Annotated in this window: 14 protein-coding genes; 5 read left to right on the top strand and 9 right to left on the bottom strand. The window is 49.6% G+C overall.

Translation table 11 applies throughout. The features are described 5' to 3' along the window. Window positions 1–140: 140 nt before the first annotated feature. A complete protein-coding gene (locus ACQRBJ_RS07515) occupies window positions 141–1835 on the bottom strand; it encodes a hypothetical protein (protein WP_445303249.1) in 1695 nt (564 codons plus the stop codon). A 584-nt stretch (window positions 1836–2419) separates the two neighbouring features. Here ACQRBJ_RS07515 and ACQRBJ_RS07510 point away from each other — a divergent pair. Further along, complete coding sequence (locus tag ACQRBJ_RS07510) at window positions 2420–3106, top strand: hypothetical protein (protein ID WP_445303248.1); 687 nt, start codon at window positions 2420–2422, stop codon at window positions 3104–3106. 61 nt (window positions 3107–3167) lie between these two features. Here ACQRBJ_RS07510 and ACQRBJ_RS07505 read toward each other — a convergent pair whose 3' ends face one another. The 4 genes from ACQRBJ_RS07505 to dapB are packed head-to-tail and all read right to left on the bottom strand — an operon-like array spanning window position 3168 to window position 6696. Beyond that, window positions 3168–3917 carry a WbqC family protein gene (locus tag ACQRBJ_RS07505; RefSeq protein ID WP_294972219.1) on the bottom strand — a complete coding sequence of 250 codons (750 nt, stop codon included), beginning with the start codon at window positions 3915–3917 and terminating at the stop codon, window positions 3168–3170. Between the two features lie 53 nt (window positions 3918–3970). Beyond that, window positions 3971–4459, bottom strand: a complete 489-nt coding sequence (locus ACQRBJ_RS07500) for a S26 family signal peptidase (protein WP_445303247.1) — start codon at window positions 4457–4459, stop codon at window positions 3971–3973. 12 nt (window positions 4460–4471) lie between these two features. Next, window positions 4472–5920, bottom strand: a complete 1449-nt coding sequence (locus ACQRBJ_RS07495; protein WP_445303246.1) for a S26 family signal peptidase — start codon at window positions 5918–5920, stop codon at window positions 4472–4474. A 14-nt stretch (window positions 5921–5934) separates the two neighbouring features. After that, entirely contained in the window at window positions 5935–6696 is a 762-nt protein-coding gene (gene dapB, locus ACQRBJ_RS07490; protein WP_119248609.1) for a 4-hydroxy-tetrahydrodipicolinate reductase, read from the bottom strand. 252 nt (window positions 6697–6948) lie between these two features. On the opposite strand from dapB, the gene ACQRBJ_RS07485 reads away from it, so the two are divergent. The 4 genes from ACQRBJ_RS07485 (at window position 6949) to dusB (ending at window position 11490) form a co-directional block, all read left to right on the top strand. Further along, window positions 6949–7362 carry an acyl-CoA thioesterase gene (locus ACQRBJ_RS07485; RefSeq protein WP_294972226.1) on the top strand — a complete coding sequence of 138 codons (414 nt, stop codon included), beginning with the start codon at window positions 6949–6951 and terminating at the stop codon, window positions 7360–7362. A gap of 136 nt (window positions 7363–7498) precedes the next feature. Next, complete coding sequence (locus tag ACQRBJ_RS07480; RefSeq protein WP_445303245.1) at window positions 7499–8791, top strand: DUF2851 family protein; 1293 nt, start codon at window positions 7499–7501, stop codon at window positions 8789–8791. Between the two features lie 368 nt (window positions 8792–9159). Further along, window positions 9160–10290, top strand: coding sequence for a DNA-processing protein DprA (gene dprA / locus ACQRBJ_RS07475; protein WP_445303244.1), 1131 nt, complete (start codon window positions 9160–9162; stop codon window positions 10288–10290). Between the two features lie 213 nt (window positions 10291–10503). Then, entirely contained in the window at window positions 10504–11490 is a 987-nt protein-coding gene (dusB, locus tag ACQRBJ_RS07470; RefSeq protein WP_445303243.1) for a tRNA dihydrouridine synthase DusB, read from the top strand. Window positions 11491–11556: 66 nt separating this feature from the next. On the opposite strand, the gene ACQRBJ_RS07465 is transcribed toward dusB, so the two are convergent. The 4 genes from ACQRBJ_RS07465 to ruvB all read right to left on the bottom strand — a co-directional run bounded on the left by ACQRBJ_RS07465 (window position 11557) and on the right by ruvB (window position 13941). Further along, a complete protein-coding gene (locus ACQRBJ_RS07465; protein WP_006848934.1) occupies window positions 11557–11724 on the bottom strand; it encodes a hypothetical protein in 168 nt (55 codons plus the stop codon). A 133-nt stretch (window positions 11725–11857) separates the two neighbouring features. Then, entirely contained in the window at window positions 11858–12292 is a 435-nt protein-coding gene (gene ybeY / locus ACQRBJ_RS07460) for an rRNA maturation RNase YbeY (RefSeq protein WP_006848933.1), read from the bottom strand. A gap of 94 nt (window positions 12293–12386) precedes the next feature. Then, the gene (coaD, locus tag ACQRBJ_RS07455) at window positions 12387–12872 is read right to left on the bottom strand and encodes a pantetheine-phosphate adenylyltransferase (protein ID WP_445303242.1); all 486 of its coding nucleotides are present in this window, start codon (window positions 12870–12872) and stop codon (window positions 12387–12389) included. Window positions 12873–12906: 34 nt separating this feature from the next. Then, window positions 12907–13941 carry a Holliday junction branch migration DNA helicase RuvB gene (gene ruvB, locus ACQRBJ_RS07450; RefSeq protein WP_445303241.1) on the bottom strand — a complete coding sequence of 345 codons (1035 nt, stop codon included), beginning with the start codon at window positions 13939–13941 and terminating at the stop codon, window positions 12907–12909. Window positions 13942–14108 lie beyond the last annotated feature (167 nt).

Below are 14108 nucleotides of genomic sequence, written 5' to 3'. Positions count from 1 at the left end.
TGCAAAGATAAACAAAAAAAAAGCCGTTTACAAGTTTTTTCTGAAATAAAAAAGCAGGGGTATAAGGAGGGTATAAAACAAGGTATAAAGAATCATCAAAGGGTATAAGAGGGGTATAAGCGAGGTATTAATATACCCCGCTAGCTACCATCTCCCGCCGTCATCTCGTCATCATTCTTGGTGTCCGGGGCTGGCACTTCCTTATCCACCAGTTTCGGCAAGATTTCCTTCAAATCCACATTCTCCAAATAGGATGTTTCGCCCAAAATCTTCTTGAAAGCATTCACAATATCGCAATAATGATTGAATCTTTCTATGCTTACCGAGCCCAACTTATCTGAATCAAGTTTCCACCATTCCAGAGCTGCATATTCGAATGGTGTAGATTTCACCTGCGCAAGATCCTTCCATTTGCAGAGCGGAGCACGCTCCGTATTCTCCGGAGGTAGTTTTTCATACAGGTGGGCCAGATGTTTGCAGAAGGCTGTAGGAGTTCCCATATTGAATAGCCCCCACCCGTTTAAGAGGCGGAACACAGGGAACCAGTCGGATTGACTTTTCACCAGCACTTCAGAACAGCCTTTTTTCTTATAAACCGCTATCTTCGGAATTACCAAATCAACCAGTTCTAAGAATTTCTCTTTCTTCACTTCGTTCGAAGGCTTGGCACCCACCGCCTTCATCGCCTTCATCGCCTCCAGCGATGCTGCATCACCGTGTTTTCCCCACTGCTTCACGTCATTCACCCTGCCGTTTATAATCATCAGGACGATGCCGGAAAGCAGCTGGAGCATCTTCTTGCGGGGCACACGCTTATAGAACACCTGGCGGAGGAAATCTACCGGGTCGGCCTTGAACGTGGGATAGAGCGAATAGGGGAAGGCGTGCAGCTGCTGTTCTATGGCGTCCAGCTGGTCCTTATAGTCGTAGGCGCCCGTCTGCTTCTTCTTGATGGCGATAGGAGCTTCTACGAAGAAAGACTGGGCTGCTCGCTCACGGTAAGCGGAACTGGTAATGAATCCCATCTCCGTATAGAGTTGCTCGCCCATGCGATGGATTTCCTCATCGTCTATGAGGTCGAGGTTGTTGAGAATGCGGTTTCTCGTCTGCGTCATCTCGCGCGAATAATCGCTTCGCTGTATTTCCATGAAGCTGCTGAGCCGCTCCCTAGCCTCTTCCAGGTTGTCGCGCAGCTCTGCCTCCAGCGCCGCCCGGGAATCGGCATCAAGAGGGTTCTTATCGGCTTCAGCGGAATCTGAATCACGAGAGGAATCTGAATCACGAGAAGAATCTGAATCATGAGAGGAATCTGAATCACGAGAGGAAGCTGAATCACGTGAGAGTTGCTCCTGAATGCTGATGATGTCGTTGATGACACCTTCCAGCATCATGGTGCAATCGCTGAAACGGGTCAGCTTGTCGATGGGCAGAATGGGACCGGAATAGTGCCAGCCGTCATAGATTCCGTCATCATAGATTTCCCTGCGCGCCTGCTCTATCTCCTGCTCGGATACATCTACCCGCGCCTCCACTATCAGCTGGAGTCCCGACTTCTCATCGGCTCCCTCCTTGCTGTTGCTTCCCAGGCATCGGGTGCGCAGGTTCCTGCCCTTCCGGGCGATGATGAGGGCTCTTACGTCCTCGCCCTCCAGGGCTGAGACATAGCCGATGAAAAGCTGCTTGTCGTAAGCTTTCACAGCCAGCATATCAAAGGGATTGGCGTCATCGGGCACAAGGCAGATGGTTCTGCCCTCTGCCTCCCTGGCGTATTCTACCTCACGACCTTTCACGTCGTTGTGGGTAAGACCTACTATATGGAATTTCAGTTTCTTCATTGTCGTTTTTTATGTTTGATATTGTTTGTTGTCAGCCGCAAAAGTACGGTTTTTTGATGACACCACCAAGCATACTTGTTTAAATTTCCTAAAAGGGCATCTGGGAGCAGCAGGGGTTAACAGGGTTAACAGTTAACAGCTGTTTTTTCCTACCTCCCCTTTGCGTACCTTATTATATTAAATATATATATATACTTATTTTTATATGTGTGGGAGGGGGAGTATGCATTTTTGGGGTGTTAACTGTTAACCTGTTAACTCTGTCCGGTTGATGAGGAGGAGAATGGAGCAACGGGAGATGAGGGCTAAATGGGCTTATATGAAGGCTTTAACGGGTCATAAATGATGACCAGGGCCGGTCATCATTTATCGTTAGAATAAGGACAAGAGAAGGCAGAATACTACGATTTCACATCGGCCAACCCATGACTTCCCTGGCAGAAAACCATGAGTTGCGGGGCAGAAAACTATGGATTAGTTTTTTTAACGTTACATTTTCTATATATTTTTCATGCATGTTCTATGGGATTCCGTTTTTTTTAATACCTTTGCTGCCAAATTATTAACAATAAATTTTTAAACGTATGAATTCAAAATCAGCAGCAAAATTGGCTGCATGCGCCTCACTAGCGCTATTTTTGAGTGGAATTCCTTCACAGAAGGCCTGCGCGCAAGAGCAGGAGAAGAAGGTTGTGGTAGAAGATGCAGACAACGAGAAGCGCTATCTGCCAGCCAACAGCATCAGCGTAAGCAGCGGATATTCATGGCTCAGCAACGAAATTCTTACGGCCAACGGCGATAAACTGGGCAGAACGCCTACCGGCTTCGACGTGACCATGGAATACGCCCATCTGTGGAAACTGAAGAACACCCGCCGTCCTTTTTATATCGGCTTCTCCATTAATGGCATGGGCAGCAGAACCAAGGTGAAAATCCCTAGAAACGGCGGCAATGACGTCAACGATGTAATCATGAACTATTTCGTCGGTGCGGGTTACAAAATGGCCTACAAGACCAACAAGCGCTTCATCTGGAATCTGCTGCTGAGCCTTGGCTACGCCTGCACAGACGACGATTTCAACACCACAGATGGCTTTGGCGTCTATGCGGAAGCGGGATGCGAATACATGCTCAGCAAGCACTGGTCGGCTGGCGTGAATCTTGGCGGCATTTCCACCACTTACAAGCAGCCGGCAGGCTGGGACGGCAGCAAATATAAATACGGAATCGATCACAATGGCTTGCGCGCAAAGCTTGCCTACTACTTCTAATTACGGAACCAGGCTCATTGAATTATAAGAAAGCAGCGAGGCGATACTCTACCTTGATTATTTATAGGTAGAATATCGCCTCGTTTCCTTCATTGAAGAGGAGGTCCAGGATGCTCATATTCGGCTGGAAACCGTGCTTCTGCCCGTAGACCTGATAATAGCGCTTGGGAACGAATTCTGCGTCAGGAAGCGGCTTCTTAGGGCGAATAGCATCGCGGAAATCAAATATACTTTGAACTTCTTTACTTTGAACTTTGAGATTTGAACTTTGAACTTTATGATCAGCAATGCTATCAAATTGGCTTTCCCCTTGGCCGCCGAACGTTGTTTCTTCGCTCTTCACTCTTCGTTCTTCACTTTCTTCGCTCTTCACTCTTCGTTCTTCACTTAAAATATACTCCTCCGTGATTGAAATCTTGGGACGGATGTCGAGGAGCTCTATCATCTTCTCAGTAGTCTCCATGTTGAAATCGAAGAGGAACTCGTATTTCTTCTCGTAGAAGGGGCGGATGTCGTCCTGATAATACTCGAAGAAAGGGCTCTCGCCATAGGCGGAGAGAAGCGCATTCCAGTGGACGTGGCGCCAGTTGGCGTGGTCGGAGATGCGGATGTCCTTCATCGACAGGGAGATGTCGTGATTGGTGGGAATGGTGAGCGAGAGAGGACCGTTGGTGGTCGGGATGATCATACGGTTGCGATAGGTTTGCTTGATAAAGCTCTCGTGGCGCTCTATCAGGCATTCATCGTAGCGGTTCAGCTTCTGATACCACTGGATGGGACCGAAATATGTGGAGGAAAGAAGGGCTTTCAATTTACTTTGAACTTTGAGATTTGAACTTTGAACTTTATGATTACTCTTTACGTTTAGAACAGCTTGTAAGCCTTGCCTATCATCTGATGCTTATGCACCACCTGCTGCCCGGTTGGGGTCTTCAGGAGATAGAAGCGGCAATCCTTGCAGCCACAGCGCTTACAGCACACCGTAGGAATGATATACTTCACCATATCGATGCAAATCGTATCGCCCGGCAGCTTCTCTATCCTACCGATGAAATAAGCCTCTGAGACGAATTTCCGGGGGTTAGGCTGAACTTGATTTCCAGCCTGTCTCTGACCTTTGACCTTGGCTTGATTCTTAGCCGGAGCAAACACGGAATCGGTGAAGACAACCACATCGCCGCGATTGAAAAAATCGCAGTCAATCCTATCCACTATCACCCGAGTGCCTGCTTCCAGCTGCGGAGGAAGACCTCCGGCGGGCACCGTGAAGACAGTGAAAGCAAAGGTTCGCACCGCCCATACCAGGAGCAACGACAAACCTAAAGCTATTAGGAATTTAACTGCGATTTTCAAATCTATCTTTGCTTACTTGATATTATCTACGAAGTTGAACAGGCGGTTCCAGCGGATGCCTGAGAAGCCTGGATGATCAGGACTGTGGCTCCACCAGATGAAGATAGGCTTGCCCACGATGTGGTCCTCAGGAACGAAGCCCCAGTAGCGGCTGTCGGCTGAGTTGTGGCGGTTGTCACCCATCAACCAGTAATAGTCGAGCTTGAAGGTGTAGCTCTTCGCCAACTTACCGTTGATGAAGATGTTGCCCTGGCTGTCTACCTTCAGGTCGTTGCCCTCGTAAACCTTGATGCAACGCTCGTAAACAGGCAGGTTCTTCAGCGTCAGAGCGATGCTCTTTCCCTTCTTCGGAATCCATACAGGACCGTAATTATCGCATGTCCAGCCGGTGTAGGCGTTGAGCGGATACAGGTCGCCGTATCTTGCATCGGTGTTGATGGAGATGCTCTCCACGAGGTTCTTGTCCGCCTTCAGGGCGAGATAAGCCTTCTTGGTGAGTGGAATCACGCCGCTCTGATTATACATCAGGAGGTCTTCGTTGGTGATTCCCAGCTCATCGGCAAGGTCGATAGGGAACTCGCCCTTGAGCTTCATCTTGTAGGTATATTGCACGTTATCAGGCTCCTTGTTTGCCTTGCCGTCAAGATAAACGATGCGGTTCTTGATCTGCAGGGTCTGTCCCGGCAAACCAACGCAGCGCTTCACGTAGTTCTCGCGTCGATCGGTAGGACGGCTGATGATGTCGCCATATTCGCCCGGCATGTTCAGGATGTAGTTTCTACCGGCAGCATACACTTTCTCGAAGTAGTGGCGCTGCTGCAATGGGTTCAGCACGCGGACATCCTGCTGCTGGCCGTTCTGCTCCAGTATCTGGTCGCCGATGGAGTAAACCATCTGATAGTAATCGTTCGCCTGATAGCGCTCCTCGTTGCAGAGGGTGTCGCCGGCAGGATAATTGAACACTACGATGTCGTTGAGCTTCACGTTGCCCAATCCCTTCACGCGGCGATAATCCCAGTGAGGCCACTCAATGTAGCTCTTCACGTTGACCAGCGGCATAGTGTGCTGGGTTAAAGGCATGGTGAGCGGAGTCTGAGGGATGCGAGGTCCGTAGCTTACCTTGCTCACGAAGAGATAATCGCCCGTGAGGAGACTCTTTTCGAGAGAGGAGGACGGAATAACGTAGTTCTGGAAGAAGAAGAGGTTGATGAAATAAACCGCTACGAGCGCGAACACGAGCGCATCAACCCAGCTCATGATGAAGCGCACAGGGCCTTCTTCATCCTTCCACCACTGCCAGTGAATCTTCTTGGTGATGTAAACGTCGAAGATGAACGGAACCACGATGAGTCCCAGCCAGCTCTCTACCCAAACCAGAAAGAGAAGATAGAGGGCGAGAACTACTACGAACTTCGCCCACTGCACCTTCATATTGAGTTTTTGTTTCTGCTTGTCAATCATATTTATTGGATTTATTAGAACTTAAACAAATCTGAGGTTGTGAGCAAACCGGAATGGTTGGCTGTGAACTCAGCAGCGAGAACAGCTCCGAGAGCAAATCCCTTGCGTGAGTGGGCACTGTGCTCGATGGTAATCATATCAGCATCTGAATCATACATCACGGCGTGGATTCCAGGAACCTCGCCATCGCGTACGCAGTTGATGACCAAATCCTCATCGGTGATGTTTGCATCGCCCTCATCGTGATGACCATCCTCTGTCCAATAAGTAACGCCACGCTTCCAATCTTTCTTTCTGTCGATGTTGTCGATGATTTCCTCGGCAAGCGTGATGGCTGTGCCTGATGGCGCATCGAGCTTATGAACGTGGTGGGTTTCCTGCATGCAGACAGAGTACTGTGGGAAACCGTTCATGATCTTAGCCAGATAGCGGTTTACGGCAGAGAAGATGGCTACTCCGATGCTGAAGTTAGACGCCCAGAAAAGGGTCTGCTTACCGTCGGCGCAGAGTTTCTCCACGTCTTCCTTATGGTCTTTCATCCAACCTGTAGAACCAGAAACCACCTTCACGTTGTGGGAGAAAGCCTTCAGATAGTTGCCGTAAGCGGCAGTAGGGTTGGTAAACTCGATGGCAACATCGGCAGAGCAGAACTCCGGACTGTCGATATCCTCAGGGTTATTCACGTCAATCTTACATACGATTTCGTGGCCACGCTGCAGGGCGATCTCCTCGATCATGTGTCCCATCTTTCCGTAGCCGATCAAAGCAATTTTCATCTTTATCTAAATTTTATTTGTTTTACTCTAACTGATATTTCCGTATGGCAGGGAGAAGGAGAAAGCTTGCCATTGCGTTTTTGCATCGTCATTCTTTGCCTCCTCAAACCAAACGTTTCGGCAAAAATACAATTTTTTCTTTGAAAAACCTTGAAAAATCCTTGTTATTATAATAATAAATAGAAAATTTTGGTTATTTTTGCAGTGATTTAAGGCTTTTAGCCTCATTTAGTAACTAAAAAAGAGAAAATGATGAGCAAATACATATTCGAGACAAAGATGGAAGTGAGGGATTACGAGTGCGATATTGAGGGCATTGTGAACAACGCCAACTATCTGCACTACATGGAGCATACCCGCCATCTCTTCCTGAAGGAATGCGGCCTCAGCTTTGCCGAAATGCACAACAAGGGCGTGGATGCTGTGGTGGCGAGAATGAACCTGCAGTACAAGATTCCGCTGCAATGCGATGATGAATTCCTCTCGCGTCTGTGGCTGGAGAAGCAGGGCGTGAGATATGTCTTCCATCAGGACATCTTCCGTGCCAGCGACGAGAAGCTCTGCCTCAAGGCAACCGTAGAACTCGTCTGCCTCATCAACGGCAAACTGGGCAACAGCGAGGACTACGACAAGGCATTCGAGAAATACCTCTCTCCTCAGGGTTAACAGGTTAACAGTTAACAGCTGATTTTTCAATACTCCCCTTCCGCACACGAGCGAAGAACTTGCATCCATCAAGGTCAAGCAAAAGAACTTGCGTTCCGAAAGAGGCAATCCTATAAACCATAAAAGCCGAAACAATATGGAGCAACTACTTCACTACGTGTGGAAGCACAAACTCTTCCCACTCTCCCCTCTTACCACCACCGACCAGCGGCAGGTGGAAGTTATCGACCCCGGACTCCACAACCGCAATGCAGGGCCCGACTTCTTCAACGCCAAGCTGAAAATCAACGGAACCCTATGGGTGGGCAACGTGGAGATTCACGACAAGGCGAGCGACTGGTATCTTCATGCTCACGACAAGGACGAAAGATACGACAATGTGATACTGCACGTCTGCGGCATCATCGACCTCGACGCCAAAAACTCGAAGGGCGAACCCCTTGTGCAGATGCAGCTCAACATCCCCGAACACGTACTGAAACACTATCAGGAACTCTTAACCATCGACCAATATCCTCCTTGCTATCAAATCATTCCATCGCTCACCAGGCTCACCATCCACTCGTGGATGAGCGCCCTGCAAACCGAACGGCTCTCGCAGAAAACAGAGGCGATAGAAGAGCGCGTCCGACAATGCAACGGTGATTGGGAGAACGCCTATTTCGTGACCCTGGCGCGCAATTTCGGCTTCGGAATCAATGGCGAAGCCTTCGAGCAGTGGGCGCTGAACCTGCCGCTCAGATCCGTGGACCATCACCGGGACGACCTCTTCCAGATAGAAGCCATCTTCATGGGGCAGGCGGGACTGCTGGAGCTCAACACCATCCCCGAACACTATCAGAAAGACGCCCTGAACGACGGCTATTTCGCAAGATTGAGGAATGAATATCTCTATCTCTCGCATAAGTTCTCGATGCAACCGATGGATTACAAGCTGTGGCGATTCCTGAGACTTCGCCCTCAGAACTTCCCTCATATCCGCATCTCGCAGCTTGCCAATCTTTATTACAACCGCCGTGCCAGCCTCAGCCAGCTGCTGGAGGCCACCACGGTGAAAGAGGCGAAGAAGGTGCTTTCTACCAGCGTCACGGAGTATTGGGAAACCCATTACACCTTTGGCAGCACGAGCGTAAAGAACGAGAAACACATCTCCCTTTTCTCGCTCAATCTGCTCATCATCAACACGGTAGTCCCCATCCTCTTCGCCTACGGCAGGCACCGCGGAGAAGAGAAATACTGCGACCGTGCCTTCGACTTCCTGGAGGAGCTGAAGGCCGAGAACAACCACATAGTAAGGATGTGGCAGCAATGCGGCCTGGTGGTGGAAAACGCCGGCGACAGCCAGGCCCTCATCCAGCTGAAGAAGGAATACTGCGACCAGAAGGAATGTCTCCGCTGCCGCATCGGTTACGAATACCTGAAGAGGTAAAGGGGAAAGAAAAAGAAAAGAAAAGGAAGGACCGAGGAAAGACCAGGGAAGGACCGAGGAAAGACCAGGGAAGGACCGAGGAAAGACCAGGGAAGGACCGAGGAAAGACCAGGGAAGACCAGGGAAGACCAGGGAAGACCAGGGAAGACCAGGGAAGACCAGGGAAGACCAGGGAAGACCAGGGAAGACCAGGGAAGACCAGGGAAGGACCGAGCGATGAAATCGCTCGGAACTGTGGTGCAGAAATAAAGGAGCAGCGTAGCCCCCTCGCGCTCCCGTTCCGAGCGATTCCATCGCTCGGTCCCCCGTGCTCCTTCCTGCTTCTCCCTCCTTCCTCCCATCTATAACCCCATAAAAAGATAAAGCTTATGGCTGACCAACAGGAAATATTAAACACCATCCTCCTGACAAGGCTCAACTACTTCAGCCTTGCAGGGATGCTGGAGCTATACAGAAGAACAGGCTCCGCCACGCTCATCATGGAGCATAGAAACGACATCCGAAGCCTTCTCCCAGATGCCTCGGATAAGCTCGTGAATGCCCTCAAGAACTGCGACGAGGCGCGCAAACGCGCAGAAGTAGAACTGGAATACGACATCCGATACGGCATAGAGCCGATAACGATGCACGACGACCGCTATCCCCAGCGACTCAAGGATTGTGACGACGCCCCTCTGATGCTCTTCTATAAAGGCAACGCCAACCTCAATCAGCAGCGGGTCATCAACATCATCGGAACCCGCCACTGCACCCCGTACGGCGAAGACCTCATCCGCCGCTTCATCTCCGACCTGAAGCAGCTCTCCCCTCGTGTGCTCATCGTGAGCGGCCTGGCCTATGGCGTAGACATCATGGCACACCGACAGGCGCTCGCCTGCGGCTACGAAACCGTGGGCGTACTGGCTCATGGCCTCGATGACCTCTATCCCCGCCAACACAGGGATACGGCAGTGAGAATGATAGAGCAAGGCGGATTGCTCACCGAATTCCTTACCCAGACAAACGCCGATAAGATTAACTTCGTGCGCCGCAACCGCATCGTGGCGGGAATGTCGGATGCCTGCATCCTGATAGAGAGCGCTTCTCATGGCGGCGGTCTCATCACCTGCGGCATTTCGCAATCCTACGGCCGTGACGTCTTCGCCTTCCCAGGCAGAATAGGCGACCACTACAGCGAAGGCTGCAACAACCTGATAAGGGACAACGGCGCCACCCTCATCACCAGCGCCGAGGACTTTGTGAAGGACATGCGCTGGCAAGATGACGCAACCCTGATGAGAGCCAAGCAGCAGGGCATCGAGCGCTGCCTCTTCCCGGAACTATCGCCCGAGGAGGAGCTCATCGTCCAAATCCTCTCCAGGACCAACGACCTGCAGATCAACATCATCAGCGTGAAGTCGAATATCGACATCTCCCGCCTCACCTCCCTCCTCTTCCAGATGGAAATGAAGGGAATCATCCGCACCCTGGCAGGAGGAATGTATCATCTTTTGAAGTGAATCAAAGGAGGAGTTAAGGAGTTAAAGGGAGTTAAGGAGTTAAGACAACAGTTATGAGATACTCATGTTTTTTTGTATATCATGGCAATTTCTCATAAAAAAAGTGTAACTTTGCAGCCGAAATTTTGGAGAAGGAATATCAAGGATTATCATTTTCGAAGCATTTGTCTTAACTCCTTTAACTCCTTAACTCCTTTAACTCCTCATAAAACGATGAAAATAGGTAATATAGAATTTGGGCCTCAGCCCCTCTTCCTCGCTCCGATGGAAGACGTAACGGATATTGGCTTTCGCATGCTCTGCAAGCGATTCGGAGCTGCCATGGTTTATACTGAGTTCGTATCGGCGGAAGCCTTGGTGCGAAGCATCAAGAGTACTGTCAGCAAGCTTACGATAAGCGATGAGGAGCGCCCTGTAGGCATTCAGATTTACGGCAGAACCACCGAGGATATGGTGGAAGCTGCAAAAATCGTAGAACAGGCGAAGCCGGATGTGATTGACATTAACTTCGGCTGCCCGGTGAAGAAGGTTGCCGGAAAGGGTGCAGGAGCCGGAATGCTCCGAAATATCCCGCTGATGCTGGATATTACAAGAGAAGTGGTGAAGGCGGTAAACGTGCCCGTAACCGTGAAGACCCGACTGGGTTGGGATTGCGAAAACCTCATCATCACCGACCTTGCCGAGCAGCTACAGGATTGCGGAATCCAGGCGCTCACCATCCACGGCAGAACCCGTAGCCAGATGTACACCGGAGAAGCCGACTGGAGCCTCATAGGAGAGGTGAAGAACAATCCCCGCATCCATATTCCTATCATCGGCAACGGCGATATTACCACCCCGGAGGAAGCCAAACTTGCCTTTGATCGCTACGGCGTAGATGCAGTGATGATTGGTAGAGCTACCTTTGGAAGACCATGGATTTTCAAGGAAATCCGTGATTATCTGGATAATACAGGCGCAACTCCATTAACCGTAGATGAGAAGATTGACCTCCTGGAGGAGCAGCTTCGCATCAACGTGGAGCGCATCGACGAGTACAGAGGCATTCTCCACACCCGTCGCCACCTTGCCGCCTCCCCTATCTTCAAAGGCATTCCCGATTTTCGTCAGACGAGAATCGCCATGCTGAGAGCCACGACCGTGGAGGAACTAACTGGGATTCTGAAAGAATGTAGGGAGAGAATCAAGGCGATAGAATAATAAAAGGGAGACTCCAACGATGATGGTTGGAATCTCCCTTTTAATTCATTTTATATGACAATAAAATTATCTCATACCTGCCTTTTCCAAAATGCTGCGAGCCATTACACAAAAGGGATGTTCTTCGATATTTTTGAATCCCTTAAAGTTACGCTCGGCCTCTTCTGCATGGCGCAAAAACTCTTTTGCTTCTTTACCATGCAATGTTGGTATTGCTTTGATTGCTGTTGCCATAATCTTATCTCCTATCATTATGTCAACTGCCAACCTATAACAAAGTTAACAGGTTAACAGTTAACAGTTGTTTTTTCTATACTTCTACCTGAAATTGAAGAAACCTAGCTTCCTCAAATGATAGAGAAGGGCTTTACTTCTTCAATATCGAAGCACCTTCGAGCAGGGCGAGCGCCTTGTTCTCGTTCTCCTCCATGATTTCACGCTCTCCCGGACCCTTGTCGTTAATTCCGCAGAGGTGCAGGATGCCATGGATGATGACGCGATGAAGCTCATCATCATAGGTCTTGCCAAACTGCTCGGCATTGGTGCGGACGGTATCGAGCGAAATCACGATGTCGCCGTTAATCACATCATCCTCATCATAATCGAAGGTGATGACATCGGTATAGTAATCATGACCCAGATACTCGTTGTTCACTTCGAGAATCTTCTCGTCATCTACAAACATATAGCCTATCTCTCCCACCTTGCGGCCATGAGAGGCAGCCACCTTGCGAATCCAGGCACTGGTGTCACGCTTCTTGATCTTTGGCATTTTCACGCCATCTACATTGTATGTTATCATACGCAATTCAATTTAAAATTTATAATTTACAATTAATAATCAGGCTCGCCAAGAGCCCCTTATTAATTATTCATTATTAATTCTACATTATTCATTATTTCGCCTTCGGCAGGAATTCATCTACTTCTCTTCCGAAGAATCTCAATTCCCTAACCAGCGTTGAGCTGATGCTGCTGTATCTTGGGTCGGAAAACAGCAGGATGGTTTCTACGCCGCCCAACTGCCTGTTGATGTCAGCCTGCTCTCGCTCGTACTCGAAATCCTTGGCAGAACGGACACCGCGAACCAGGAACCTGGCTCCCAGGCGATGCGCCAGGTCGATGGTGAGGTCATCGTAGGCAACCACCTCCAGGCGATAACCCTTGGATGCATCTTTCGCATCCACCAATTCCGAACATTCCTTCGGGAAAACCTTTCTGATATCTTCTACACGCTTCGAGATTTCCTCGCTAGCGTGCTTCAGCTTGCTCATCGCCACTGCAATCACGAGCTTGTCGAACATGGGCAAGACACGCTCGGCGATGTTCTGATGTCCTATCGTAAATGGGTCGAATGTACCCGTAAATATCCCTATTCTCATCAATCTCTAATCATTAATCACTAATAACTACTCATTATTCAAACAGGTCACCCTGCATGATGTTGCTTCCATACGGATTCCTGCCCAGATGCTCATAGGCAAGCTTGGTGGCCATTCTGCCTCGTGGCGTGCGCTTGATGAAGCCTTCCATGATGAGGAATGGCTCGTAAACCTCCTCTACGGTGCCGCCATCCTCGCCTATTGCCGTGGCAATGGTGCTTACGCCTACCGGACCTCCACGGAACTTGTCGATGATGGTGGTGAGAATCTTATTATCAATCTCATCCAAGCCATACTGGTCGATGTTGAGCGCCTTGAGCGCCATCTGGGCGATCTCGTAGGTAATGGTTCCGTTGCCCTTCACCTGAGCGAAATCCCTGACTCTTCTGAGCAGCGAGTTGGCGATACGAGGAGTTCCGCGCGAACGGCGGGAGATTTCCACTGCCGCCTCATCCTCTATCGGCACCTTCAGGAGCATCGCACTTCGCTTGATTATCTTCTGAAGCGTAGCCGGGTCGTAATATTCCAGATGCAGATTGATTCCGAAACGGGCACGGAGAGGAGCCGTGAGAAGACCGCTGCGAGTGGTGGCTCCCACGAGCGTAAACGGATTCAGATCTATCTGGATGCTTCGTGCCGAAGGACCCTTGTCTATCATGATGTCAATGCGGTAATCCTCCATCGCCGAATAGAGATACTCCTCTACCACTGGCGAAAGGCGGTGGATTTCATCGATGAAGAGCACATCGTTAGGCTCCAGGGAGGTAAGGATACCTGCCAGGTCGCCCGGCTTATCGAGCACTGGGCCTGATGTAATCTTGAAGCCCACGCCCAGTTCGTTGGCGATGATGTTGCTCAGCGTAGTCTTACCCAATCCGGGAGGACCGTGCAAGAGGGTATGGTCGAGCGGTTCGCCACGATACTTGGCTGCCTCAACAAAGACTTCGAGATTATCCACCACGCCATTCTGTCCGCTGAAGTCGGAGAACTTCAGTGGGCGCAGCGCCTTCTCGAATTCCTTTTCGGCAGGCGAAACCGTCTCTTGTCTTATATCAAAATCTTCGTTCATTCTATGACTATTATCGATAATATGGGTGCAAAGTTACACATTTGTTGCGGAATTAAAGAAGAAAAGCCGAATTATTTTGTCTCAGATATTGCACAATCCAAGATGATTCGTGCAGATTTGTAAGCTCAAACCAAGAAAAATGTTATAATTTGATATTTAATTATTAA

The sequence above is a fragment of the Prevotella sp. SGI.167 genome (assembly GCF_050313615.1).
Lineage (GTDB): Bacteria > Bacteroidota > Bacteroidia > Bacteroidales > Bacteroidaceae > Prevotella.
This window is presented reverse-complemented; position numbering and strand designations above follow the sequence as displayed.